The following is a 23,747-nucleotide window of genomic DNA, read 5'->3' on the forward strand; positions in this document are numbered from 1 at the left end:
TCGACCGATCACAAGTGGGTTTCGCTCAGGCGCCGCGCGGGTTTTACCAAGATCCGATGAGTCAAACTCATCGCGCCTTGGTATAAGGCCGCTCGTCCCATCGAACGAGTTCCGGTCGCCCCTTCCGATCGATCGACAGCTCGCCGAAAGCGCCTGTCCGCAACTTGAGCGAAGCGAGCGGCAGGCCCAGCGCCAGCAGCGCGAACCGCGCCGCGCCATTGCTGGTGACGAGCAGGTCGGCGCCCTCGCCCGCCAGCGCGAACCAGGCCTTCCAGGCGGCGATGCGGGTTTCGGCGTCGACTTTCCAGCCGTCCGGCGCGATGGCCTGCTCATCCCACGCCGTCAGGGCTTCCGGCCCCAGCCGGGCCAGCACTTCGGCTTCCGGACGGCCCTCATCGGGACCATGATCGATCTCATTGAGCCAGGGGAGCGGTCCGCCGACAGGCTCCCCCATGGCAGCCGCGATGCGGGTGGCGGTTTCCCGGGCGCGCCTCAGCGGACTGCTGTGCAGGCAGCGGACGGGAAGCGCGCGCGCGGCGAAATAATGGCCGAGGCGGTCGGCCTGGGCGCAGCCGCTCTCCACCAGCGGAATGTCCGTGCCGGCGCCGATCCGGCACGCTTCGGCACTGTTCACGAAGGTGTTGCCGTGGCGGATGATGAAGACGCGGCGCATGGAGAGCGATCAGCCCGGATCGAGAGGCGGCGTCGGATCGCCATGGGCGGCGATCAACGCCTCGACGCGCGTGATGTCGGCCTCCGTATCGATGCCGGAACTGTCGAAGCGCGGCGGCGCGACCGGAACGGTGGTGACGGGAATCCCCAGTTCCAGAAGGCGAAGCTGTTCCAACCCTTCGAGATTTTCCAGTGTGGTCGGTGCCGTCGCCTCGAAGCGGGTGAGGGCATCGAGCGTGTAGCCATATAAGCCGACATGGCGCCAGACCGGCGAGAGCGCCTGGCTCCGGCGCAGCGCATCCTCATCGCGGATGGCAGGAATGATGTTTTTCGAGAACCAGAGCGCCCGGCCATCGGGCGCGCGGGCGCAGGTCGTGCCGCTGAAGGGCGAACGCATCTTGTGTTCGCGCAACGCATCGAGCGCGGGCCAGTCGAGGGCGATGACGGGCGTGGCGACCTCCGCCCCCGTCTCCAGCGCGGCAATGACGGCGCGCAACGCGCCTTCTGGCTGGAACGGCGAATCGCCTTGAAGATTGACGATGAACCGGGGCGGCGTGGCGCTTTGCCGGGCGGCGGCGAGCGCCCGGCCGGAGCCAGTGGCAATCATGCTGTCGGTCATCGCCGCCTTGCAATTCACCGCCTGGGCATGGGCCGCGATTTCCTCGTCATCCGTCGCCACCAGCAGGTCCGCGTCGCGCAAGCCCGCCGTCGCCGCGCGGGCCATGGCGATGGTCCGGTGCAGCAAGGTACGGCCCGCAATCGGGCGCAGCGGCTTGCGCGGCAGGCGCGAAGAGCCTGCCCGCGCCGGAATCACGACGAGCGTTGGAGCAGTGGCCATTGAGTTCAGGCGGAGCCGAGAAGTGGGACTTGCAACTCAGGCGACGCCTGCGTGGAGAAGGTCATGCATATGGATGGCGCCGACCAGCCGGTTCTTCTCGCACACGAAAAGCAGCGTGATATTATGGTCGTGCATCAGGCGGAGCGCTTCGGACGCCAGTTCCTCCGGCCCCACCGCAAGCGGCTCGACGGTCATATGGTGCCCCACCGGCTCGTTCATGTGCCGGGTGCCGGTGACGGTGCGGCGCAGGTCGCCATCGGTGAAGGCGCCGATCAGTTCGCCCTTGCGGTTGACGACCGCCGTTCCGCCCAATCGGGCGCGGGTCATCTCGATTGTCGCATCAAGCAGCGAGGCGTCCTCCTCCACCCGCGGCACGTCCGCGCCCAGCGCCATGAGTTCGCGCACCTTGATCAGTTGCGCGCCCAACCGCCCATTGGGATGGAATTTGTGGAAATCGTCCGCCGAAAAGCCCCGCATTTCCATGAGCGCAATCGCCAACGCGTCGCCAAAGGCCATCTGGATGGTGGTCGATGTCGTCGGCGCCAGCGAGTTGGGGCAGGCTTCCCTGACATTCGGCATCAGGATGCAGATATCGGCAGCCGCGGCGACAGTGCTGCTGGCCCGCGCCGTCATCGCCAGCAGCGGAATGGCGAAACGCTTGCAATATTGGATGATCGGGCCAAGTTCGCTGGACTCGCCGGAATGCGACAGCATCAGCACGACATCGTCCGGCGTCACCATGCCCAGATCGCCATGCCCCGCATCGGCCGGATGCAGGAAGATGGCGGGCGTGCCGGTGGAGGTGAGCGTCGCCGTCATCTTGCGCGCGACGATGCCGCTCTTGCCGATACCGGTGACGATCACCCGACCGCGCACATTGATGATGACGCCGACCAGGCGCAGAAAGGTAGCGGAAAATTCCCGTTCGGCGAACTGGGATTCCAGAGCGTTCAGCCCCTCTGCTGCGATGGATAAGGTGCGGCGCGCGCTTTCGGCGATGCGTCCGCCTGAGCCGAATGGCACGATTTTCGATACTGTCGACACGCGTAAGCCCTTTTTTCCATCGTCGCCGCTGGCTTGCCCCAGCTGACGATAATGGCGACGGACCACCGCCCCACGGTGTCCCGTCCTATTTTCGTTCCGCGACCCATCCGGTTCGAACGAACCCGGACCCGGGCAAGAGGGATAGGCATTTTGGCCCGATAATGGCAATCGCTTTCGCGGGCGCGAACGAAGATTTGCGCGTATTTCATGCCACAATCGCCGAAAATGCGATCAACTTCACAAAAGCGCGTTCGTCCGCGGAACCTTTTCGCCCGATGCCGGTTCTGGGCGGCTTCAATCGTGATAGGCGCGATACCAGTCGACGAAGCGCGGCACGCCGATCTCGATCCCCGTGGTCGGCATGAAGCCGATATCGGTGGCGATGGCGCTGATGTCGGCATAGGTGGCGGGCACGTCGCCCGGCTGCATTGGCTGGAAGTCGATCTGCGCCTTGCGGCCGCAGGCCTCCTCCAGCACGGCGATAAGGTGCATCAACTCCTCCGGCCGGTTATTGCCGATATTGTAGAGCCGGTGCGGCGAGCGGCTGCCCCCGGCCTTCGCCGCGCCGTCATCCTCCGGCGCATGGTCGAGGCAGCCGATCACGCCGCTGACGATGTCGTCAATATAGGTGAAGTCACGCTGCATCCGGCCATGGTTGAACACCGGGATGGGCTGGCCTGCCAGAATCTTCGACGTGAAAATCCACATCGCCATGTCGGGACGCCCCCACGGACCGTAGACGGTGAAGAAGCGCAGGCCCGTCATCGGAATGCGGAACAGATGGGCGTAGGTCTCGCTCATCAGTTCGTCCGCCCGCTTGGTCGCGGCATAGAGCGAGACGGGGTGATCGGCGCGGTCCTCGACCCGGAAGGGCAGCGTGTCGTTGCCGCCATAGACCGAGGAGGAGGAGGCATAGACCATGTGCCGCACCCGCCGTTCGCGCGCCAGCTCCAGCATGTTGACATGGCCCGCCAGATTGGAGCGGACATAGGCATGGGGGTTGATCAGCGAATAGCGCACGCCCGCCTGGGCGCCCAGATGAACGATGGCGTCGATGGGGTGGTCATGGAGCGTCGCCTGCAACGCATCCATGTCGGCAAAGTCGAGTTCCGCGAAGGTGAACAGGCCGCCATGGCGTTCCTCCAACGCCGCGATCCGGTCGCGCTTCAGCGACACCGGATAATAGTCGTTCATATTGTCGACGCCGAACACGGCCCGGCCCTCCGACAGCAGCCGATCCGCCACGGCCATGCCGATGAACCCGGCGGCGCCGGTCACGAGGATTGTCATGGGGCGTCGTTCCTGTTCCTGTGCACTCGCCTGCTTCACAGACAATCCGGCGCGCGATGTAAAGGGCTTTCCCCATAAGGGCCTTGGTCCACCCCAAAAATCCCGGCGATTAGGCATTCCATAATCATTCCCGCCTATTGCCGGAAGCATGGACATGGCCTCCCACCCCGCCTTGGCGGCAGCCCGCCCCTATGCGCCCTCGCAGCGCGTGCGCTGGGCTGCGCTGGCCGAGGCGGCGGCCGAGGCCAATGCTTTCTACCTGCCCGAAATGCTGTGCGCGGCGCTGGATCATCTGGCCGACGGCGCGGTGCGCGTGCTGGAGGCGCAACAGGACGGCGAACTGATCGGCCTGATGCCGGTGACGGTCGCGGGGCATTATGGCCGGTTGCCCGCGGGCTGCGTCACCAACTGGATGCATGACCATTGCTTCTTCGGCGCGCCGCTGATTCGGCGGGGCGCGGAAATGGCGGCGTGGCGGGGGTTGCTGGAACAGTTGGACGAAGCGGCCTGGGCGCCGGGTTTCCTGCATTTGCGCGGTCTTGACGCGGCGGGCGCCAATGCGGCGGCGCTGGAGGCGCTGTGCGTCGAGCAGCGGCGCGGGCGGCGCGAGGTGCATCGCTATGACCGGGCGATGCTGCGTTCCGAATTGGACGCCGATGCCTATTGGGAAACCCATGTGCGGGCCAAGAAGCGCAAGGAATTGCGGCGCTTGCAAAAGCGGCTGGCCGATCTGGGGACGGTCGAGAGCCGGTTGCTGACCGACGCCGTCGACCTTTCGGGCTGGTGCGGCGAGTTTCTGGCGCTCGAGGCCGCCGGCTGGAAGGGCGCGGAAGGGACGGCACTGGCATCGCGACCGCAGGATGCGGCCTTTTTCCGGGCGGCCTGCGCGGCGGCGTTCGAAAATGGACGGCTCCATTTCCTGCGCCTGGACCTTGACGGGCGGACCATCGCCATGCTGGTCAATTTCCGCCATGGCGCGGGTGCCTTTTCCTTCAAGATCGCCTTTGACGAGGCGTTGGGCCGTTTTTCGCCGGGCGTGCTGATCGAGATCGCCAATCTGCATGCGGTGCAGGGCGATCCGGCGATCGGCTGGATGGACAGTTGCGCGGCGGCGGACCATCCGATGATCGACAGCCTGTGGGCGGAACGGCGGACCATCACCCAATATCGCATCGCCTTGCGGGGGCAGGGTCTGGCGCGGGCAAGGCGCGAAGCCGCTTTCGCGCTGGCCAATGGCGTCGAGGCGCTGAGCCGCCGCCTCAAAGGGCAAAGTTGAAGGGACAGCAATGAACGCGCTCAGGCCAATCGAAGCGGCGGTGTTTCCCCATGACGCGCGGGCGGCCTTTGCGGCGGCCTATCCCGACCGGGCGGCGAAGCTCAGCCATGGACTGGCGGGACATGAGCTGCTGACGCTGGAGGCATTGGCGGGGCTTGCGGAGCGGATGCCGTCGGCGTCGGTCGAATATAATCTCGGCAAATTGCCGCTCGGCGTACGGGCCGAGGATACGCCTTCGAACGGCCTGACGCTGGGCGAGACGATCCGCACCATCGAAACCAACGGCAGCTGGGCGGTGCTGAAGAATGTGGAGCGCGACGCAGCCTATGGCGCGCTGCTCGACCGGGCGCTGGACGAACTGCTGCCGCTGGTCGACAGGCGAACCGGGCCGATGCTGCATCGCGAGGCCTTCATCTTCCTCTCCTCGCCGGGCAGCGTGACGCCATTCCACATGGACCCGGAGCATAATATCCTGCTCCAGATCCGGGGGGAAAAGACCATGACGGTCTTTCCGGCGGGCGACGAGTTACTGGTGCCCGCGATCCAGAGCGAGCATTTCCATGCGGGCGGGCACCGCAATCTCCACTGGCGGGAGGACTTCCGGGGGCGTGGAACGGCGGTGACGCTGATGCCGGGCGATGCCATCCACGTGCCGGTGAAGGCCCCGCATTTCGTGGAAAACGGCCCTGCGGTCTCAGTCAGCCTGTCCGTTACCTGGCGGTCGGAACGGAGCGTGGCCGAGGGGGAGTTGCACAGCTTCAACGCGCTGCTGCGGCGGCGGAAGTTCCCCACCGGGCGGATCGGCGCGACACCCGAAAAGCAGGGGGTGCGGCGACTGGCCTATCGCCTCATGCGGAAATTGGGCGCCTAAGGACTTTGCGGAGCAGGGCTTCGGCCTCCAGCCGGGGGCTGAAGCGGTCGATCTGCCACCATTCGAGCGCCTCTTCGCGCGTGGCGAGGCTTTGCTTGTAGCGATCCTTGCCCGCGAGCAGCGAATAGAGCCCCAGACCGCGCCCGGCATAATGGTCGACGGCGGCGGCGTGGCAGAGCAGGCCGGGCTTGTCCTTCGCGCTGCGGGGCGACGCGAAGGCGGACTGGTAATTCATCGCGACGCCCTCGTGGATGAAGTTGAGGAGCAGGCCGACCACGCCCCCGCTGTCCGTGATACGGAGCAGTTCCACGGCATCGCCGCCCCGGGCCGCAAGCGTGGCGACGAAATGGCGGAAGGCGTCGCCGCCCCAGGCATTATCGGCGTGGCGGCCCCGATTGAGGGCCTGCATCTCCGCCAGCCAGGGAGCGATGTCGGCGGGCGTTGCCGCGGCGATGCGGGGCAGCGCGCCGCCATGATCCTTGATCGCGCGGCGGATCTGGCTGCGGCTGTTGGAACTGAGCAGGGACAGATAGTCGGAGGCGCGGACGGCGTCGAGATCGACCTGATAGACCGGGGACAGGTCAATCCGGCTCTTGCGGCGGGCGGGAATATTCAGCAGCGCCGATCCGGCCGCGATGCCGCTGAGGCGCAGGCTGCGCCAGTCCTTGCGCTTGCCGAGCGCCCGAAGCGCGACCTCCCTCGCCTCTCCTGCCCTGTCTCTGGCGGTGAGCAGGCCATTATATTCGATGAACGGCCGGTCGGTCGCCGGATCGCCGGACTGGTTCAACCAAAGGGTCGCGCTGCGTCCCAGCAGCCGGGATTGCATCGCCTGACCGAACAGGGCGAGCGCGACATCCTGCCCCCCATCATCGGTGATCGCGAGCAATTCGGGGCGGGCACCATAGCTTTCCAGCCACGCCCCCATCCAGGTCCAGCTCAGGAAGAAACCGCCATCGGCCCGCGCCTCCAGCGCCTGCCAGCGGGGACCGAGGGCCGCAAGATCGGGCAGGCGGAGGAACTGGGCGGTAAGGGCCATGGACCGCTCTTTTGGCAGAGCGGCGACAAGGGTCAAGCGGCGGCTTACAGTTCCCGGCGCAGGCGGGGGTCCACCGATCCATCGGGGCGAACGCCGGCCTGGGCCAACTCCTGTTTCATGCGCCCGGTCAGGAAGCGGAACCACATCACGAAATCGGCGCGCAGCGACAACAGGGGATGGCGGAAGGTGGCGGGGCGGTTGCGTTCGATCAGGCTGTGGCCAAGCCAGGCGAAACCATAACCGGCCAGCGGCACGGCGGGAAGCATCCACCATCGTCCGGCGACCGGCAAGGCCGCCGCCAGCAACACGACGATGCTGGTGCCGGCATAATGCATCGCCCGCGTGCCGGGATGCGCATGTTCCTGCAGATAATAGGGCCAAAAGTCCCCGAACGCCGCCTTGCCCTGCATGGCCTTATCCTTCCCTCAAGCGTCACGCGCTATCGAGCAAGATGATCGATGTTAAGCCCGATGCGTCAGGCCGTGTGCCGATCGGGGGCGAACAGGAAATAATCATAGGCGGCCCGCGCCGCTTCGGCCATGATGCGGTCGCGCATCTGGTGCCCTTTATAATCCTTCATCACGAAAACCGTAATGGCAAACAGCCGTCCGTCCGGCAAGGTGACGATGCCCACATCATTGCCGATGCCGTTCAGCGTCCCCGTCTTGTGCGCGATCCGGGTGCCGGGCGGCAGCATGGCGCGCAGCCGGTCCTTGCCGGTCTTGCACCGTTCCATGATCGACAGCAGCATCGCCGTGCTCTGCGGCTTCAGCGCCTTGCCCGATCGGATCGCGACCAGCAGGTCGTCCATGGCGCGCGGCGTCGCGGTATCGCGGGGGTCCATGGCAAAGCCCAGATTGGGCATGTCGCGGGCGTCCCGCTGGGCGGCGGAGAGGCCGGCTTCCATCGCGGCCTCATCGCCAAAGCCGCTGCCCGCGACCTTGGCGCGGGCGAGCAGGTCGCGGGTATTGCTGTCGACGCGCAGATTTTTGACCCCGATCGAGCGAACCCAGTCATTGACCGCCTGCGGCCCGCCCGTGCGGGCGACCAGCGCGTCGGTCGCTTCATTGTCGCTCTGCGTCAGGCTCATTTCGAGCAGGGTCCGCACCGGCAGTGGACGGCCGAGGCGCGTCAGCTTTTCATCGAGGTTGAGACTGCCCGCGTCGAGCAGGGAGAAGATCTTGGCCGCGACTGCCACCTTGTAGGTGCTGGCCATCGGGAACAGCGTGTCGCCATTATAGGCCAGCGTCTCGCCCGAGGAGAGGTCGCGCACGGCAATGCCCACCGTGCCGTCGGTCAGCGTTGCGAAGCGGGCGAATTCCCCCATCAGGCGGGATTCGGCGCTCTGCTGCACCGGATTGGGGGTCGGGCCGAAGGCGTCGGCGGTCGGCAAGGGGGCAAGGAACAGCGCGAGAAAGGCGCAATAACGGCTGGCGGTACGAAGGCGTGGCATCCCTCCCCTTTCCTCGATTCGCCGGTCGCAGGCAAGGGGCTGTTGACAGCGGTTCGGCGCCCGGTTCATCACGCCGGGCCATGAACGATACCATCAAGCTGGACGAGAGCTGGCGCGCGCCGCTGCTCGGGGAATTTGAAAGTCCCTATATGCAGGGACTGAAACAGTTTCTGGAGGCGGAAAAGGCCGCAGGGAAGCGCATTTTTCCCAAGGGCGGCGAATATTTCCGGGCGCTGGACCTGACCCCGCTCGACAAGGTGAAGGTCGTGGTGCTGGGGCAGGACCCCTATCATGGGGAGGGGCAGGCGCATGGTCTGTGCTTCTCGGTGAAGCCGGGGGTCCGGACCCCGCCTTCGCTGGTCAACATCTACAAGGAATTGCAGAGCGACCTGGGGCTGACGCCACGCCGCCATGGCTTTCTGGAGCATTGGGCGGAGCAGGGCGTCCTGCTGCTCAACAGCGTGCTGACGGTGGAGATGGGCAAGGCCGCGTCGCACCAGAAGCGCGGCTGGGAGCAGTTCACCGATGCGATCATCCGGCTGGTCAACCAGAAGAGCGAGCCGGTCGTGTTCCTGCTCTGGGGCGCCTATGCGCAGCGCAAGGGCGATTTCGTCGATGGCACGCGCCATCTGGTGCTGAAGGCGGCGCACCCCTCGCCGCTCTCCGCGCATAATGGCTTCCTGGGATGCCGGCATTTTTCGCAGGCCAATGCCTTTCTGGAGGAGAAAGGACGCGGGGCGATCGACTGGGGATTGCCGGAGCAGGTGTAGAGCGAAGGGCTCCTGCGCGGGCAGGAGCCCTTCCTGCCTAGAAGTATAGCTTCACGCCCAACCGCAAGGTGCGCGGCTCCATCACGCGGCTGAGGCGGCCTTCGACCGGCGCGCTGTCGAAAGCGGGAATATAGGATTCATAATGATAGGCGATGTCCTTGTCCCGGCTGTCGAAGATGTTGAGCAGTTCACCATAAAGCTCGATCCGCTTGCCCTTCCAGGCGGCGCGGGCGTTGACCACCGTGCTGCCCTTGTCGCGCATGCTATTGTCCTCGACCAGCGGATAGGGGCCGAGATGACGCAGGCGAATGCTCGCTTCCCAGGGATCGAGGATGATCGCCACACCCGCTGACGCGGCATTTTCGAAGGCGTTGGGAATCCGGTCTCCATTGTCGTAGCGCGAATGGCTGGCAGTGTAGTTGCCATCCAGCGCGAGCCAGGGCAGCGGACGCCAGAAGGCGACCAGTTCATAGCCGCGCCGCTTGCTGGCGCCGGTCGGTTCGACCGCGTTGCTGTCGCCCACGAAGCGCAGTTCGCTGCCGACATCCAGCCACCAATAGGTCGCGGTGAGCGAAAGGCTGCCATATTGGACGCGCCCGCCCAGTTCCTTGCCGGTGCCGCGCACCAGCACCGGGACCGGCGTGTCGACATTCACCGCGCCGCGCACATCGTTGGAATGAAAACCCCGGCCCCAATTGGCGTAAAGTTCCAGATGCGGCGCGACCCGATAGGCGACCGACGCCTTGGGCGAGAGGATGGCGTCATGGCCGCTGCCCTCGCCCAGCGCCTGCGCGGCGGCATCCCTGGCCCGGACGCTGTAATGATAATAATCGCCGCGCAACCCGCCGATCAGGCGCAGGCCCGGCAAAGGCTGCCAGTTCGCTTCGCCATGGAGGGCGGTGGACAGTTGCTCGACATGATAGCGGCCGAGCGAGAAGAGCCATTGCCGGTCCGCGCTGCGGTCGACGCCGACATTGCCGATATGGTCGAAGCGGTTTTCGGTGCCGATGCTGAGGGTGAGGGCCGAGGCGACATCCCAGTTCTTCGCGGCAGTGATGCCGGTGATCCAGCGGCGGTCATATTGGCGGATCTGCGCACTGGTGCCGTCCGGGTCGGCATAGGTGGGGTTGCTGAACATCGCCCAGTCATAGAACTGGACATAGGCATTGGCGCGCCAGCCCGGCTGGGTGACGGCGATATTGCCGACGATCCGCGTGGTTTCGCCGCGCGCCGAGGGATCGGGCGAGCAAAAGACATCGGGGCAGATGGGGGAACCGACGATCCGTTCGGGAATCTGCTCGGTCGGGTGCCAGGTGCCGCGATAGGCGTGCAGGGTCGCGTCCAGTTCGCCCCCGCCCAGCGGCAGGCGATATTTGGCGAAGCCGCTATAATGGCGCAGATGCTCCGCCTCTTCCCAGGGGCCGTCATAGCGCTTGGCCTGCGCCACCAGGGTCAGGTCGCCGGCGCCGACGCCCCTGATGGTGCCGCCCGCCGCCAGGCGGCGCGAGCCGTAGGAACCGCCCTCCGCCGCGATCCACGGGCGCGCGAAGCCGTCGATGGTGGTCATGTATGCCGCCCCGGCAAGCGCGAAATCGCCGCCATCGGCGCGATAGGGGCCTTTGCGGAAATCCTCCCGCGCGACGATCTCTGGAATGAGGCCGTTCAGGTCGAGATAGCCCTGACCATGGCCGTGCGAGCGGAAATTCATCTCCACGCCGTCAATGGTGGTGGTGAAGTCCGACCCATGGTCGAGGTTGAAGCCGCGCAGAAAATATTGGTTCGCCTTGCCGCTGCCCGAATGCTGGGCGGCGACCATGCCGGGCACGGCCTCCAGCAGTTCGGCGACGCGCAGCAGCGGGCGGACCAGCAGGTCGGCGCCGCCGACACTGCCCTCGCTCGCGGCATGGGCGACGCCGATCTTTTCCTCACCGCGTCCGAAGACGACGATAGTCGGTGCCGCCGCCTCTTCGGCAACGGGCGTGTCGGCCAGCGCCGGCTGGGCGAGGCCCGCGGCGATCAGGGTGGTTATCCATCCAATTTTCAAAACAATGTCCTCCGGCGCCAGCGACTGCCCGGGGGAGGCCTGCCGTCCGGGACGACCGGCGCGCGACAGCGGCCGGACGCCATCAAGCGGCCGCCACGCGAACCGAAGCGGCCTCCACCGCTCGTTCGTCGCTCAGACGGAAAGACACCGTGCCGCGGCCATCCCCTGGACCAGGGCAAGAGCGACCAGACGCTGGCAGGTCTCCTGGCTCACGGGTCATCGCTTGAAACATGGCCTTCCCAAGCCTCGCAGGATTTTGCGTCCGGCCCAGTGGCTGATCCCTCGCGCTCCGGAAGGATCGATATGCCTCTCGCTCACCGCTTACAGTTGCAGGGACAGCCGGGGATTTGCACCCCATTCCCTATTAAAAGTCCCTCTCGGGACGCCGGCGCGATCGAGGGCGTTCATAGGCACGCTTTGCGGCGATGGGAAGATGGGATAGAGGCGGCCCATGCATTTCGACGATCAACTCCACCGCTATTTCGGCGTCCGCGACCTGGATGCGCTCACCCCCGATGCGCTGGCCGCCGGGCTGGAGCATATGCGCGTCGATTTCGGGCTGGAAACGGACAGGGCCCGTCGCTTCGCGCTGTGGTCGCTGATGGTCCTGCTGGGCGCGGCACCCGATCTGGAGGAGGCGTTCGATGACCCGGCGGACCGCGACGCGGCGCGCGACTTCCTGGAAATGATGGAACGGGCCGATAGCGACGGGGACTAGACAGCCCTTGAAAAGAGGTGAAAATAATCGCCCGGGGACGGTTGCGCACACGGCTTGAGGAGGCAGCTTGAACATAGGGGAAGGATCGCCGGACTATCGGTTCGCGCCGCATGAGCGGCCGCTGATGCCGGGATCGCCCGCGACGCCCGATCATCCGACGTCGCGCCGGATCGGCTACTTCCTGATCGGCACATTACTGGGGCTCACGGGCGGTTTCATCAACGGGCTGTTGACCGCGAACCTGCCGCAGATCCAGGGCGCGCTGGGGCTCACCAATGTCGAGGGCGGCTGGCTGACCGCCGCCTATTCGATGACCAATATCTGCATGAGTCTGCTGCTCATCAAATTCCGCCAGCAATTCGGCATCCAGCGCTTCACCCGCATGGTGCTGGCCGGGTTCCTGGCGCTCAACCTGTCGCAAATCTTCGTCCACAGCTATGGCTTCGAACTGATCGTGCGCGGGGCGGGGGGCATGGTGGCGAGCGGGCTGTCGACGCTCTGCCTCTTCTATATGTCGCAGTCGATGCCGCCGGACAAGCGGCTGGGCGGGCTGGTGCTGGGCGTGGGCATGTCGCAGGTCGCCCTGCCGCTGGCGCGGGCCATCTCCCCTGCCCTGCTGATCCATGGCGACGTGCAGAACCTGTTCCTGTTCGAACTGGGACTGACGCTGCTGTGCCTGGCCTGCGTGTCGATCCTGCGCCTGCCGCCCAGCGAGCGGATCGAGGCGTTCGAGCCGCTCGATTTCCTGACCTTCGCGCTCTTTGCACCGGGCATGGCGCTGCTCTGCGCGGTGCTGGCGCAGGGCCGCATCGTCTGGTGGTCCACGCCCTGGCTGGGCCATGCGCTGGCCGGATCGCTGCTGCTGGTCGGCGCCGCACTCACGGTAGAGCACAACCGCGCCAATCCCTTGCTCAACACGCGCTGGATGGGGAGCGCGGCGATCGTCCGCTTCGCCATTATCGCAGCCAGCATGCGCGTGCTGCTGTCGGAACAGAATTACGGCGCGAGCGGGCTGCTGAACGTCGTCGGCATGGGGCAGGACCAGCTTGTCATCTTCTATGCCGTGATGACGCTGGCAACGATCGCGGGACTGGTCGCGAGTCTGGTGACGCTGAACCCCACGGACCTGTTGCGGCCGGTCATCGTCAGTTGCGCGCTGATCGCGGCGGCCGCCTTCATGGACATGGATGCCAGCAATCTGACGCGACCGGCGCAGCTTTACGGAACGCAGGTGATGATCGCCTTCGCCGCCATCTATTTTCTGGGGCCGGCGATGATGGGCGGGATGTTGCAGGCTCTGGCCCGGGGACCAAGCCATCTCGTCAGCTTTTCCGCGGTGTTCAGCATATCGCAGCAATTGGGCGGTCTGGGCGGCGCGGCCCTGTTGGGGAGCATCCAGATCGTTCGCGAACGCCTGCATTCCGAAGTGCTGGTGCAGTCGATCCTGCCGACCGATCCGCAGGCGGCATTGCGGCTGCAACAATTGGGCGGCGCCTATGCGCGAACCCTGGGCGACCCGGCGCTGCGACAGGCGGAGGGCACGATCCTGCTGGGCCAACAGGTCGCGCGGGAGGCGAATATTCTGGCCTTCAACGATGTGTTCGCGCTGGTGGGCGTGTTGGCGACGCTGGCCTTCCTCTATTTGCTGGCGCGGTGGGGCTATTTCAAATGGAAGGGGATCACCCCCCTTGGCAAGGAACTGGCGGCATTGGCTGCGATGAGGAACAAGGCCGCATCATGACGGAACCGCAAGACAAACGGTTGCACGACCCGGTCGAAGTGCCGGATGAAGCACCCGCAGCCGAATCGCCAAAAAGGGGCTGGGCGCCGCCCAGGGCGGGACGTGGGACGATGATCCTGACGGTGGCGTTCATCGTCGCGGGCGCACTGCTGATCCTCTATGCCTGGGGCCTGCCGCCCTTTTCCTCCGTCGTGCAGACCACCGACAATGCCTATGTGCGCGGCCAGACCACGGTGATCGCGCCGCAGGTCAGCGGCTATGTGGTCGAGGTCGCGGTGCAGGATTATGAGCGGGTCAGGAAGGGGCAGATACTCGCCCGGATCGACGACCGCATTTACCGCCAGCGGGTGGATCAGGCAAAGGCGCAGGTCGCGGCGCAGATCGCCAATCTGGACAATAGCGAGCAGAGCCAGCGGTCGAGCGAAGCGCAACTGGGTGGACAGCAAGCCAGCGTCGTCAACGCCAAAGCCCAACTGGCACGGGCGCAGGCGGACATGCGCCGGGTGAACGAACTGGTCGGCGAAGGCTCCGTGTCGATCCGCGAACGCGACCAGACCCTGGCCGCGCTCAAACAGGCCGAGGCGGCGCTGTTGCAGGCGCAGGCGCAACGCAGCGTCGCGCAGGAGCAGGTGCGCACCGTCACGGTCGGGCGCGGCGGGCTGCGCGCCGGCGTGGAGGCGGCGAAGGCCGCGTTGAAACTGGCGGAGATCGACCTCGCCAACACCCTCATCCGGGCGCCGCAGGACGGGCGGCTGGGCGAGGTCGGCGTGCGGCTGGGCCAATATGTGACGGCGGGCACGCAGCTCACCTTCCTGGTGCCGCCGGTCATCTGGGTGGCGGCCAATTACAAGGAGGCGCAGACCGCGCGCATGGCGCCGGGCCAGCCCGCGCGGATGCGCGTCGATGCGCTGGATCATGCCGAAATCCGGGGCAAGGTCGAACGGCTGGCCCCCGCGACGGGCAATGAGTTTCAGGTCATCAAGTCCGACAATGCCACCGGCAATTTCGTGAAAGTGCCACAGCGCATCACCGTGCGGATCGCGGTGGACCGCGGCGATCCGCTCTATGCGCGGCTGCGGCCGGGCATGTCGGTGGAGGCCTGGGTGGATACGACCGGCGGGCCGGAGCCGCGGTCGCGATGAGGCGCGCGGGCGTCCTGCTGGGCCTGGCGATAGCGGGCGCGCCCTTGGGTGGCTGCGTGCCGGCGCATCAGGCCGCCCCGCCCGAGGCGGCGGTGACGGCGCCCGCCGGCTGGCGCGACGCTTTGCCGGGGTCGGCGGCGGTCGATGCGGGCTGGTGGCGGCATTTCGGCGATCCGGCGCTGACCCGGGTCGTCGAGGCGGCGCTGGCGCATAATGTCGACATCGCCCTGGCGGTTGCACGGGTGCGGGAGGCGCGGGCGCAGGTCGGTCTGGCGCGGGCGGCGCTTTTCCCCGGCGTGGATGCCAGCGTGGCGGCGTCCCAGAGCCGGTCGGTCAGCGCCTTCGGCACCTCGACCGAAAGCACATCGGCGCAGCCCGGCGTGCAGGCCGCCTATGAGGTCGATCTGTTCGGCCGCATCGACGACCAGATATCGGCGGCGCGCAGCGCGTGGCTGGCAAGTGAAGCGGCGCGGGATTCAGCGCAACTCAGCGTCGCGGCGGCGGCAGCATCGGGCTATGTCACGCTGCTGGGGCTGGATGCGCGGCGCGCGGTGGTGCAGCAGACGATCCAGTCGCGGTCCGAAGCATTGCGGCTGGCGCGGTCGCGGGCAGAGGCGGGCTATACCTCACAGCTCGAACTGCGGCAGGCGGAATCGGAATATCAGGCAGCGGCGCTGATCCTGCCGCAGGTCGACCTTGCCATCGCCCGGGCGGAAAACGGTTTGCGGCTGCTGATCGGGGACGTTCCGGGACCGATCGGGCGCGGAACGTCGCTGGCCGGGTTGACCGCGCCGCCCTTGCCCGATGCCGGCCTGCCGTCGAACCTGCTGCGCCATCGGCCCGACATCGCGCAGTCGGAATTTGCGCTGGCGGCATCCGACAGTTCGCTCGCGGTGACGCGCAAGCAATTCCTGCCGACGCTGCGCCTGTCCGCTTCGACGGGGGCGGTGTTCAACAGCGCGCTGCCCGACACGCTCTCCATCTGGTCGCTGGGCGGCAGCATATTGGCGCCGCTGTTCGAGGGTGGGCGGCTGCGCGCCAATGCCGATGCAGCGACGGCGCGGCGCGATCAGGCCGCCTTCGCCTATCGCAGGACGGTGCTCACCGCCTTTCGCGAGGTGGAGGATGCGCTCGCCAATGTCGCCAGCCTGTCGCGCCAGCGCGCCGCGGCGGAAGCACAGCGCGTCGCCATCGCCGATGCGCTGCGCCATGCGACCAATCGTTATCAGGCGGGTTATAGCGGCTATCTGGAGCAATTGGATGCGCAGCGGGCCTTGCTCTCGGCCGACCTTGGGCTGGTGCAGTTGCGCGTCGATCAATTGAACGCGCTCGTCACGCTGTATCAGGTGCTGGGCGGCGGCTGGGAGGGATGATGAAGATCTTCACCATCGGCTATGAAGGCGCGACGCAGGCGGACGTGATCGCGGCGCTGAAGACGGCGGGCGTCACCTTGCTGGCCGATGTGCGCGCGGTCCCCCTCTCCCGCCGCCCGGGCTTTTCCAAGAATATCCTGGCCGCCGGGCTGCGCGAGGCAGGGATCGACTATGTTGGACTGAAGGCGCTGGGCACGCCCGCCGCCGGACGCGAGGCGGCGCGCAAGGGGCAGCACCAGCGGCTGGCGGAAATCTACGCGGGGCAACTCGAACTGCCCGAGGCGATGGTGCAGGCGGCGCAGCTTATCGACATGGCGCAGGCGCAGCCGACGGCGCTGCTGTGCTTCGAACGGGATGCAGCGGCCTGTCACCGGTCCCTGCTGCTCGACACGATCCTGCCGGACGCGGAAAGGGTGGACCTCACGCCCTAACCCGACGATATAAGCCGCTGTCTCGAACGCGCAGGCGGACATGGCCTTAACCCGAAGCGCGCGGGACAGTGACGATATGCGCCACCGGCAAGAATGACAGGGAGCGGACATATGAAGGAGCATCAGACGGCCCCGCTGGCGGACGGCTTCGTCTTTCTGGAAGGACCGCGCTGGCATCGGGGCGCGCTCTGGGTGTCCGACATGTGGGGGCATGAGGTGCTCCGTCTCTCCCAGGACGGCGCGCGCGAGACGGTGTGCGCCGTGCCGAACCGCCCGTCGGGCCTCGGCTTCCTGCCCGACGGCACGCCGCTGGTGGTTTCGATGGCGGATCGGCGGGTGATGCGGATCGAGGGGGGCGCTCTGGCGCTCCACGCCGACCTTTCCGCGCTGGCGAGCGGGGACTGCAACGATATGTGGGTCGATCCTCAGGGCCGCGCCTATGTCGGCCATTTCGGCTATGACCTCTTCAGCGGCGCGCCTCCGGCCAAAGCGGATTTGATCCTTGTCGAACCGGATGGCAGCGCGCGCGTCGCCGCGCCGCAGATGGATTTCCCGAACGGCACGGCGCTGCTGGAGGAGGGTCGGCTGCTGGTGGTCGCCGAAACCTGGGCGCAGCGGCTGATCGCCTTCGACCGCGATGCCGATGGCAGCCTTTCGGGTCGCCGGCTGTACGCCGGGCTGAAGGATCGCTCGCCGGACGGCATCTGCGCCGATGCAGAGGACGGCCTGTGGGTCGCCTGCTACGACACCAACGAGTTCATCCGCGTGGGCAAAGACGGGCAGATCACCGATCGCGTGGCCGTCGGCGAGCGCAATGCCGTCGCCTGCGCACTGGGTGGCGAGGATGGCCGGACCCTGTTCTGCTGCACCTTCGTGGGCGATTATGCCGGGGTGACAAGCGGCTCGCGCGGCGCGGCCGTCGAAACGGTGCGTGTGGAGGTGCCCGGACAGGGATTTTGACCCTCGCGGATCGCGGACTCGAGCATGTTCCGAGCCAGTAGATGATGCCATCTGCTTCGGAAATGCTCTCCCCCTCTTCAGATTCCCGTGATCAACGGCACACAGACGCGCCGTCGACGAGCATGCTGTCGCCCGAGACGAAGCTGGCGGCGTCCGAACAGAGCCAGACCGCCGCCCCGGCCACTTCCTCGGCCCGCGCCATGCGGCCGAACGGCAAGGTGTCGAGCATCATCCGTTCCAGTTCGGCGCTGCCTCCGATAAAATCCTGCATCATCGCCGTGTCGGTGACGCCCGGGCAGATCGCGTTCACCCGGATGCCAGCCCGCGCATATTCCTTCGCGGCAAGCTTGGTGAGACCCAGAACGCCGTGCTTGGCGGCGGTATAATGGGGCATGCCCGGCGCGGGCACGAACCCCGCCCCCGATGCGGTGTTGACGATCGCGCCGCGCCCCACCGCCGCCATGTGCGCCAGTTCATGCTTCATGCACAGGAACACGGAAGTGAGGTCGGCGGCGAGGATACGCTCCCAATCGGCGAGCGCAAGCTCGTGGAAGGGCGCATGAACGCCGCCCAGACCGGCATTGTTGAACGCGCAGTCGAGCGCGCCGAAATGAGCGACCGTCGCCGCGACCATCGCCGCGACCTCGGCCTCCACGGTGACGTCGGCGCGCAGGAAAATCGCCTCGCCGCCCCTGTCGCGGATGGCGGCCGCCGTCGCTTCGCCCTGCGCCACATCGACATCGCTTACCGCCACCTGGGCCTTCGCCTCGCCGAACAGCAGCGCGGCGGCGCGTCCGATCCCTTTTGCGCCGCCGGTGACCAGGGCGACCTTGCCCTCCAGCCCCGGCGATACGAATGATTTCATGACGCTTCTCCTTCCGCCCTTTCCCGCGGCCTCTTCACGGGTCGTCCCGATGTCTTTGCCATGCATTGACAGTGCTGAACGACCGCCGGACACCGATGGCGCTTGGACATTTTCATCCCCGTCCCCGCCGGCTGTACCACCGCGCAATTTCTGCCCTGGCAGCGCAGGAACCTTCCACCGGTGACAGGAGCTTCGCGCTGAACCCGGAGTTCACAAGGGCTCCGCCCCACCATGGGCATCGAGAACGAAGCTCATCTCCCAGTCCGATCCTTCGGTCAGATCGGCTGGACTGAAGGACCTGAGTTCGTCGAATCGGCCGGTGCGGACCTTCTCGACCCACGCGGCGTCCCCAATGGCGGCGCGGCCGACAGCGACAAGGTCGAACTCGTCATTGTTGAAGCGGCGCACCACGTCGGCGAGTCCGGCCAGGCCAGACGGATTGGCGATTTCGCCGAACAAATTGGTCATCAGGTCGGTGCTGAGGCCGACGCTGCCCACGGCGATCACCGGTTTGCGCGACAGCCGCTTTGTCCAGCCCGCCAGCCCCAGGTCCGACCCCTCCCAGGCAGGCGCGCTCAAGCGGCGCACGGATGGGTGGAAAATATCCGTCCCGGCCTCGGCCAAGAGGCGCAGCATCGTTTCGAGTTCGGCAGGGCCGGAGACGATGGCGCCATCATAATCGACCTCTTTCCATTGCGAAAAGCGGAAGGAAATGACGAAGTCGGGGCCCGTCCGTTCCCGGATACCGGCGATGATCTCGGCATGCAGCCGCGCCCTGTGCGCGATATCCGCGCCGCCATAGCCGTCATCGCGAATATTGGTTTCGGGCCAGAGGAACAGGTCCAGCAGATAGCCGTGACAGGCATGCACCTCGATGCCGTCGGCACCGGCGTCCTGCGCGGCGACCGCGCCCTTGATGAAGGCGTCCCGCAGATCGATGAGATCCGCCGCGCTCGCCGCCTTGCCATTGGGGACGCCCTTCCGGACGAGACCCGACGGACTGATCGAGGGTGCGTTGGGGAAGCGGCCGCCACTATTTTCCTTGCGCACCGCGCCTTCGTGCCAGAGCTGAAGGAACATCTTGCCGCCTGCGCCGTGCACGGCATCGATACAGCGTTTCCATCCTTTCATCGCATCGCCAAACACATGGGCGGCGGTGTGCTGCTGGGTGGCGGATGGGTGATCGACCGCCGAGGATTCGCCGATGACCAGGGAAAAGCCGCCCTCGATCCGCCGACGGAAATAATCCGCCATCTGCGGTGTCGGACAGCCGTCATCGCACCAATGGCGCTGCATGGCCGGCACGATGAAGCGGTTGGGCAGGGTCAGCGACCCCATGCGCCACGGCGTGAACAGCCTATTCAGATTCACCCTTGTCATGCCCTCGCCAAACTTTGGTACGCTTTCGATGATATGCCGGACGATCAGGCCCGCGCCGCATGCAAGGCGGGATCAATCGCTTCATCCGCCTGATGCCTCCCCGCGCTGTGCCGGGCGGCGACATAGCCAAAGGTCATGGCCTGGCCGAGCGTCGCGCCTGCGCCGGGATAGGACCGTCCCATGACCGACGCCGCGCAATTGCCGATCGCATAGAGGCCCTCAATCGGGTACCCCGCCGTATCGAGCACGCGGGCATGTTCATCGACGCTCAACCCGCCATTGGTGCCCAGATCGCCCGGATTGATCGGCATGGCATAGAAGGGCGCCTTGAGCAGCGGCGCGAGATTGGGATTGGGCGTCACCCTCGGATCGCCGAACAGACGATCATAGCCGTTCCCGCCCCGCCCGAACTCGCTATCCACGCCACGGACGGCATCCTGGTTGAAGCGTTCGACGGTCGCCTTGAGCGCGTCCGCCGGAACCCCGATCCGCGCCGCCAGCCTGTCCCAATCGCGGGTCTTCACCAGGATCGACCGCACCCCCTTCGAGAAGAAGGAATCGGGCACGAACGGGATGACCGGCCCCATCGGATATTTTTTCCGGAAGGTCGCATCGAAGAGGATATGGAAGCCCCCCTGCCCGCCTTCGCCGCGAACCGACGCCTGCATGTCGCCGGCCGCGACATGGTAGGAAGCAGACTCGTTGGTCACCCGCCGCCCATGGCGGTTGACGATGATCGAGCCGGGAAGCGAACGTTCATAGATGACCGGCCGCGCCCGATCCTCGCCGGGCACCTTGATCGTCGGCGTCCACCATGCCGAATCCAGCCGTTCGGTCGCCGCGCCGATCCGGGTTGCCGCCATCAGGCCGTCGCCGACATTATTTTCCTGCGCGCCGCTCCATTCGGGGTTGGGCGAACTGGGCAGATGGTGCGCCCGCAGCGCGGGATCGCGCTCGAAACCGCCGGAAGCCAGGATCACGCTCCGTTCCGCCCGGACGCGCAGCCGCTTGCCGTCCTGCTCGATCTCCGCGCCGATCACGCGCTGCCCGTCCCGGACGAGGTCGATCAACCGGCTGCGATAGTGGATCGCAACGCCGCGCTGGTCGAGCGACAGCTTCAACCGGCCGATCAGCGCGGTGCCGGTCGTCAGGAAGCGGTTGCGGGGCGACCTGAGCCGCTGCGGAATGTCGCCATAATAGCGCAGGATCACCTTCGCCAGCATGGCGATCCACCCCTTGCTCCGCGTGATGAGCGGCGCCGCCTCCGCAGCGGTCCATGCCATTTTCCCGAACAGCATCCCCGCCGGATGCGTCGGGCGCATCCGCTTGAGGTCGGCGCCGAGCCGGCGTCCGTCCAGCGTCAAAGGCTCGAGGCTGCGCCAGCCCATCTTCCCGCCGGGAAGCTCCGCATGATAATCGGGATAGGGGATCGGCACGTAGCGCACCTCTGTGGTGCGGCCGAGATAGTCGAGCATCTCCGGCCCGGCGGCGACGAACGCGCGCATGCGGGCATCGGCGACCTCGTCACCGGCCAACGCCTTGATATAGGCCAACCCCTCGTCCGCGCTGTCGGAGTGGCCGGCCTCCTGCGCGGCGCGGCTGGCGGGAATCCACACCACCCCGCCCGAGGTCGCCGACGTGCCGCCGAACTGATCGCTCTTTTCGATCAGCATGACGCGCAGCCGCTGATCCGCAGCGACAATCGCCGCCGTCAGCCCGCCCGCGCCGGTCCCGACGACGAGAACGTCAGTTACGACATCCCAGTCGGAAGCGGCCGACACCATATGAGCATCGTCCTCATCAACCTTGTTGATCACGACTGGCCTCCTCTGGGCGCGCATCTTTTATTACCGCCTCGGCACGCCATTTTTGGTAATAGTGGTACTGTAACAGGAGGAATGATCTGCATGTCAAGCGGAACCTTCGGCCTTTGCGGCCCTGACGGAGCCCGTTTGACAATCGGTACCGACGGTTTCATAATATGCAAGTACGGGAAGGAGAGATCGTGCAAGTCGACACGACGATGGTGATCGCAAACGCCCAGCTTGGCGCGCGCAACGCTATTGGCGACCATGCCAGAAAGCTGGAAACGCTCGGCTATGACGCAGCCTTTGCCTTCGAAGGCCAGCACGATCCCTTTCTGCCGCTCGCCTTGGCCGCGCAGGCCACCTCCACGCTGAAGCTCGGCACGGGCATTGCCGTGGCGTTCGCGCGCAATCCGATGAACCTCGCCAACCTCGGCTATGACCTGCAATTGATGACGCAAGGGCGGTTCATCCTCGGCCTGGGTTCACAGGTTCAGGCGCATATCGAGAAACGCTTCAGCATGCCTTGGTCGCGGCCGGCGGCGCGCATGCGCGAACTGATCCTGGCGATCCGCGCCATCTGGGACAGCTGGCAGAACGACGTCCCGCTGCGCTTCGAAGGCGAATTCTATCGCCATACGCTGATGACCCCCACCTTCAGCCCCGGTCCCAACCCCCACGGCATGGCCAAGATCGTCGCGGCCGGCGTCGGCAGCCGGATGACAGAGGCGGTGTGCGAAGTGGCCGACGGTTTTACTGTCCACCCATTCAATACGGCGCGCTCGCTGCGCGAAATCACCCTTCCCGCGATCGAGGCGGGCTTGCGGAAGAACCCTGTGGATCGCAGCGGATTCGATGTCTCCTGCAACGTCATCATCGCCACGGGCCGGGACGAGCGCGAGTTGGCGAAAGCGCGCGCGATCGTCAAAAAGCAGCTCGCCTTCTATGGCTCCACCCCGGCTTACCGCCCCGTTCTGGAATGCGAGGGCTGGGGCGACCTCCAACTGAACCTGAATCGCCTGTCCAAGGAAGGCCGATGGGACGACATGGCGGCGCTCATCGACGACGAGATGGTGGACGCCCTTGCGGTTGTGGCCCCGCGCGACGAGATCGCACAGCGCATCCACGTGAGATTGGCCGGGGTCGCCGATCGCGTGAACCTCGTGGCGCGCTACGCCGACGACGATCGGGACTGGGCCGACATCGTTCAGCAGCTGCACGCGTCCGGCGGGACGAGTGGCGCAGACCGACTTTGAGCGATCGATCGGACGCCGGTCATCGAGGGGCTACCGTGGATGCGAATCATGCTGAAAGCCCCAGAAAGCTGGGCTTTCGTGATTCGGAACGGATGTGAAAGGACAGGGGGTGGCGGTGCTAGCAGACAGGAGCGAATCGCTCTCCAAACGCTGCTCTTGACGTGAGCCTCGTCCAGGTGCCAGCGGAAGTGTCGGAGGAGCTTCGTGGCTCATCCACCATGTCACACTTGAAAGCGCATAATGGATCAGATTTCGCAAGTTGCTCGTGCGTTCCGGCAACGCGCCGAAGATGCAGACCGCTTTCTTGAAACCTGCGACGGCGGGGATCCAGGCGCGCCGGATAGGCAATCGATCTGGGTGTTGGGTATTGAGCCCGGGTGGTGCCTAGCGGATCAGGTCGCCGATGAACGGCGCAGCCCGGAAGCGGCTCAGCAGTTAGGTCGATACAGTATCGAACTGCAGCTCCAGTGGCCCTATAATCGGAATGCCTTCAAGCTGCTTGCAGCTCTCAATGGCACGCCCTCCGAGGAATATCGGCGATTCGCGGAACAGGCGCGGCCTTTCGAACGGGGCTCGACAGGATATTTCAAAGGCAATCTCTTCCCCGAGCCCTTCAACAACGTGGGCGTTTGGGATGCCAACGCCGTTGACGGCACCGGCTTTGCAACCAAGGCTGAATACCAGACTTGGCTACGCGCCGCGCGCTTTCCTGTCATGCGTGCGTGGATAGAGAAATGTCGGCCCAAACTGGTCATTGGTAAGCGCCGACGGAAGGCGGCCTT

The 23,747-nt window shown here is 66.1% G+C and carries 22 protein-coding genes and 1 riboswitch; of the genes, 11 read left to right on the forward strand and 11 right to left on the reverse strand.

The features are described from left to right. Nucleotides 1-67 precede the first annotated feature (67 nt). The 4 genes from F7P65_RS20005 to F7P65_RS20020 form a co-directional block, all read right to left on the reverse strand. A complete protein-coding gene (locus F7P65_RS20005) occupies nucleotides 68-673 on the reverse strand; it encodes a histidine phosphatase family protein (protein ID WP_150294982.1) in 606 nt (201 codons plus the stop codon). Between the two features lie 9 nt (nucleotides 674-682). Beyond that, nucleotides 683-1,510 carry a 3-deoxy-manno-octulosonate cytidylyltransferase gene (kdsB, locus tag F7P65_RS20010; protein WP_150294984.1) on the reverse strand — a complete coding sequence of 276 codons (828 nt, stop codon included), beginning with the start codon at nucleotides 1,508-1,510 and terminating at the stop codon, nucleotides 683-685. A gap of 36 nt (nucleotides 1,511-1,546) precedes the next feature. After that, on the reverse strand, nucleotides 1,547-2,554 hold the full coding sequence (locus F7P65_RS20015; RefSeq protein ID WP_150294986.1) for a KpsF/GutQ family sugar-phosphate isomerase: 1,008 nt from the start codon (nucleotides 2,552-2,554) through the stop codon (nucleotides 1,547-1,549). Between the two features lie 294 nt (nucleotides 2,555-2,848). Next, nucleotides 2,849-3,844 (reverse strand): NAD-dependent epimerase/dehydratase family protein, encoded by a 996-nt coding sequence (locus tag F7P65_RS20020; RefSeq protein WP_150294988.1) that lies wholly within the window; start codon nucleotides 3,842-3,844, stop codon nucleotides 2,849-2,851. A gap of 148 nt (nucleotides 3,845-3,992) precedes the next feature. Between F7P65_RS20020 and F7P65_RS20025 the strand changes: the two genes are divergently transcribed. Continuing rightward, the gene (locus F7P65_RS20025) at nucleotides 3,993-5,120 is read left to right on the forward strand and encodes a GNAT family N-acetyltransferase (RefSeq protein WP_150294991.1); all 1,128 of its coding nucleotides are present in this window, start codon (nucleotides 3,993-3,995) and stop codon (nucleotides 5,118-5,120) included. 10 nt (nucleotides 5,121-5,130) lie between these two features. Continuing rightward, a complete protein-coding gene (locus F7P65_RS20030; RefSeq protein ID WP_150294993.1) occupies nucleotides 5,131-5,991 on the forward strand; it encodes a cupin-like domain-containing protein in 861 nt (286 codons plus the stop codon). On the opposite strand, the gene F7P65_RS20035 is transcribed toward F7P65_RS20030, so the two are convergent. The 3 genes from F7P65_RS20035 to bla all read right to left on the reverse strand — a co-directional run bounded on the left by F7P65_RS20035 (nucleotide 5,969) and on the right by bla (nucleotide 8,480). After that, nucleotides 5,969-7,027 carry a GNAT family N-acetyltransferase gene (locus F7P65_RS20035; protein WP_150294995.1) on the reverse strand — a complete coding sequence of 353 codons (1,059 nt, stop codon included), beginning with the start codon at nucleotides 7,025-7,027 and terminating at the stop codon, nucleotides 5,969-5,971. The genes F7P65_RS20030 and F7P65_RS20035 overlap by 23 nt on opposite strands. A 44-nt stretch (nucleotides 7,028-7,071) precedes the next feature. Beyond that, the gene (locus F7P65_RS20040) at nucleotides 7,072-7,437 is read right to left on the reverse strand and encodes an Mpo1-like protein (protein ID WP_150294997.1); all 366 of its coding nucleotides are present in this window, start codon (nucleotides 7,435-7,437) and stop codon (nucleotides 7,072-7,074) included. Nucleotides 7,438-7,502: 65 nt separating this feature from the next. Next, nucleotides 7,503-8,480 (reverse strand): class A beta-lactamase, encoded by a 978-nt coding sequence (gene bla / locus F7P65_RS20045; protein WP_150294999.1) that lies wholly within the window; start codon nucleotides 8,478-8,480, stop codon nucleotides 7,503-7,505. 80 nt (nucleotides 8,481-8,560) lie between these two features. Between bla and ung the strand changes: the two genes are divergently transcribed. After that, nucleotides 8,561-9,250: a uracil-DNA glycosylase gene (gene ung / locus F7P65_RS20050; RefSeq protein ID WP_150295001.1), complete on the forward strand. Its 690-nt coding sequence runs from the start codon at nucleotides 8,561-8,563 to the stop codon at nucleotides 9,248-9,250. Between the two features lie 37 nt (nucleotides 9,251-9,287). On the opposite strand, the gene F7P65_RS20055 is transcribed toward ung, so the two are convergent. Further along, on the reverse strand, nucleotides 9,288-11,294 hold the full coding sequence (locus tag F7P65_RS20055; RefSeq protein WP_420853328.1) for a TonB-dependent receptor: 2,007 nt from the start codon (nucleotides 11,292-11,294) through the stop codon (nucleotides 9,288-9,290). Nucleotides 11,295-11,471: 177 nt separating this feature from the next. Continuing rightward, nucleotides 11,472-11,699: riboswitch (cobalamin riboswitch) on the reverse strand. Between the two features lie 46 nt (nucleotides 11,700-11,745). On the opposite strand from F7P65_RS20055, the gene F7P65_RS20060 reads away from it, so the two are divergent. The 6 genes from F7P65_RS20060 (at nucleotide 11,746) to F7P65_RS20085 (ending at nucleotide 17,659) form a co-directional block, all read left to right on the forward strand. Continuing rightward, on the forward strand, nucleotides 11,746-12,012 hold the full coding sequence (locus tag F7P65_RS20060) for a hypothetical protein (protein WP_150295003.1): 267 nt from the start codon (nucleotides 11,746-11,748) through the stop codon (nucleotides 12,010-12,012). A 67-nt stretch (nucleotides 12,013-12,079) separates the two neighbouring features. Continuing rightward, complete coding sequence (locus F7P65_RS20065; RefSeq protein ID WP_240334406.1) at nucleotides 12,080-13,753, forward strand: MFS transporter; 1,674 nt, start codon at nucleotides 12,080-12,082, stop codon at nucleotides 13,751-13,753. Beyond that, entirely contained in the window at nucleotides 13,750-14,895 is a 1,146-nt protein-coding gene (locus tag F7P65_RS20070) for an HlyD family secretion protein (RefSeq protein WP_150295006.1), read from the forward strand. Before F7P65_RS20065 ends, F7P65_RS20070 begins: the two co-directional genes overlap by 4 nt. Next, entirely contained in the window at nucleotides 14,892-16,268 is a 1,377-nt protein-coding gene (locus F7P65_RS20075) for an efflux transporter outer membrane subunit (protein WP_150295008.1), read from the forward strand. The genes F7P65_RS20070 and F7P65_RS20075 overlap by 4 nt, the downstream gene beginning before the upstream one ends. Beyond that, nucleotides 16,268-16,699, forward strand: a complete 432-nt coding sequence (locus tag F7P65_RS20080) for a DUF488 domain-containing protein (RefSeq protein ID WP_150295022.1) — start codon at nucleotides 16,268-16,270, stop codon at nucleotides 16,697-16,699. The genes F7P65_RS20075 and F7P65_RS20080 overlap by 1 nt, the downstream gene beginning before the upstream one ends. Before the next feature lie 111 nt (nucleotides 16,700-16,810). Further along, nucleotides 16,811-17,659 carry an SMP-30/gluconolactonase/LRE family protein gene (locus tag F7P65_RS20085; protein ID WP_150295010.1) on the forward strand — a complete coding sequence of 283 codons (849 nt, stop codon included), beginning with the start codon at nucleotides 16,811-16,813 and terminating at the stop codon, nucleotides 17,657-17,659. 91 nt (nucleotides 17,660-17,750) lie between these two features. On the opposite strand, the gene F7P65_RS20090 is transcribed toward F7P65_RS20085, so the two are convergent. The 3 genes from F7P65_RS20090 to F7P65_RS20100 form a co-directional block, all read right to left on the reverse strand. Beyond that, nucleotides 17,751-18,524, reverse strand: a complete 774-nt coding sequence (locus tag F7P65_RS20090; RefSeq protein ID WP_150295012.1) for a glucose 1-dehydrogenase — start codon at nucleotides 18,522-18,524, stop codon at nucleotides 17,751-17,753. Nucleotides 18,525-18,734: 210 nt separating this feature from the next. Beyond that, the gene (locus tag F7P65_RS20095; RefSeq protein ID WP_162854724.1) at nucleotides 18,735-19,895 is read right to left on the reverse strand and encodes an oxidoreductase; all 1,161 of its coding nucleotides are present in this window, start codon (nucleotides 19,893-19,895) and stop codon (nucleotides 18,735-18,737) included. 53 nt (nucleotides 19,896-19,948) lie between these two features. Further along, nucleotides 19,949-21,721: an FAD-dependent oxidoreductase gene (locus F7P65_RS20100; protein WP_240334407.1), complete on the reverse strand. Its 1,773-nt coding sequence runs from the start codon at nucleotides 21,719-21,721 to the stop codon at nucleotides 19,949-19,951. Between the two features lie 188 nt (nucleotides 21,722-21,909). Here F7P65_RS20100 and F7P65_RS20105 point away from each other — a divergent pair, with 188 nt between their 5' ends. Then, nucleotides 21,910-22,965, forward strand: coding sequence for an LLM class F420-dependent oxidoreductase (locus tag F7P65_RS20105; protein ID WP_240334408.1), 1,056 nt, complete (start codon nucleotides 21,910-21,912; stop codon nucleotides 22,963-22,965). Nucleotides 22,966-23,205: 240 nt separating this feature from the next. Further along, on the forward strand, nucleotides 23,206-23,747 hold a 542-nt coding region (locus F7P65_RS20110; protein WP_150295016.1), incomplete at its 3' end, for a hypothetical protein.

Source organism: Sphingobium estronivorans, assembly GCF_008692605.1.
GTDB classification, from domain to species: Bacteria; Pseudomonadota; Alphaproteobacteria; order Sphingomonadales; family Sphingomonadaceae; genus Sphingobium; species Sphingobium estronivorans.

What these genes read in the sequence shown, in the direction of transcription:
- F7P65_RS20005 (WP_150294982.1), bottom strand. Translation starts at nt 673, where the DNA reads ATGCGCCGCGTCTTCATCATCCGCCACGGCAACACCTTCGTGAACAGT.
- kdsB (WP_150294984.1), bottom strand. Translation starts at nt 1,510, where the DNA reads ATGGCCACTGCTCCAACGCTCGTCGTGATTCCGGCGCGGGCAGGCTCT.
- F7P65_RS20020 (WP_150294988.1), bottom strand. Translation starts at nt 3,844, where the DNA reads ATGACAATCCTCGTGACCGGCGCCGCCGGGTTCATCGGCATGGCCGTG.
- F7P65_RS20025 (WP_150294991.1), top strand. Translation starts at nt 3,993, where the DNA reads ATGGACATGGCCTCCCACCCCGCCTTGGCGGCAGCCCGCCCCTATGCG.
- F7P65_RS20030 (WP_150294993.1), top strand. Translation starts at nt 5,131, where the DNA reads ATGAACGCGCTCAGGCCAATCGAAGCGGCGGTGTTTCCCCATGACGCG.
- F7P65_RS20035 (WP_150294995.1), bottom strand. Translation starts at nt 7,027, where the DNA reads ATGGCCCTTACCGCCCAGTTCCTCCGCCTGCCCGATCTTGCGGCCCTC.
- F7P65_RS20040 (WP_150294997.1), bottom strand. Translation starts at nt 7,437, where the DNA reads ATGCAGGGCAAGGCGGCGTTCGGGGACTTTTGGCCCTATTATCTGCAG.
- bla (WP_150294999.1), bottom strand. Translation starts at nt 8,480, where the DNA reads ATGCCACGCCTTCGTACCGCCAGCCGTTATTGCGCCTTTCTCGCGCTG.
- ung (WP_150295001.1), top strand. Translation starts at nt 8,561, where the DNA reads ATGAACGATACCATCAAGCTGGACGAGAGCTGGCGCGCGCCGCTGCTC.
- F7P65_RS20060 (WP_150295003.1), top strand. Translation starts at nt 11,746, where the DNA reads ATGCATTTCGACGATCAACTCCACCGCTATTTCGGCGTCCGCGACCTG.
- F7P65_RS20070 (WP_150295006.1), top strand. Translation starts at nt 13,750, where the DNA reads ATGACGGAACCGCAAGACAAACGGTTGCACGACCCGGTCGAAGTGCCG.
- F7P65_RS20075 (WP_150295008.1), top strand. Translation starts at nt 14,892, where the DNA reads ATGAGGCGCGCGGGCGTCCTGCTGGGCCTGGCGATAGCGGGCGCGCCC.
- F7P65_RS20080 (WP_150295022.1), top strand. Translation starts at nt 16,268, where the DNA reads ATGAAGATCTTCACCATCGGCTATGAAGGCGCGACGCAGGCGGACGTG.
- F7P65_RS20085 (WP_150295010.1), top strand. Translation starts at nt 16,811, where the DNA reads ATGAAGGAGCATCAGACGGCCCCGCTGGCGGACGGCTTCGTCTTTCTG.
- F7P65_RS20090 (WP_150295012.1), bottom strand. Translation starts at nt 18,524, where the DNA reads ATGAAATCATTCGTATCGCCGGGGCTGGAGGGCAAGGTCGCCCTGGTC.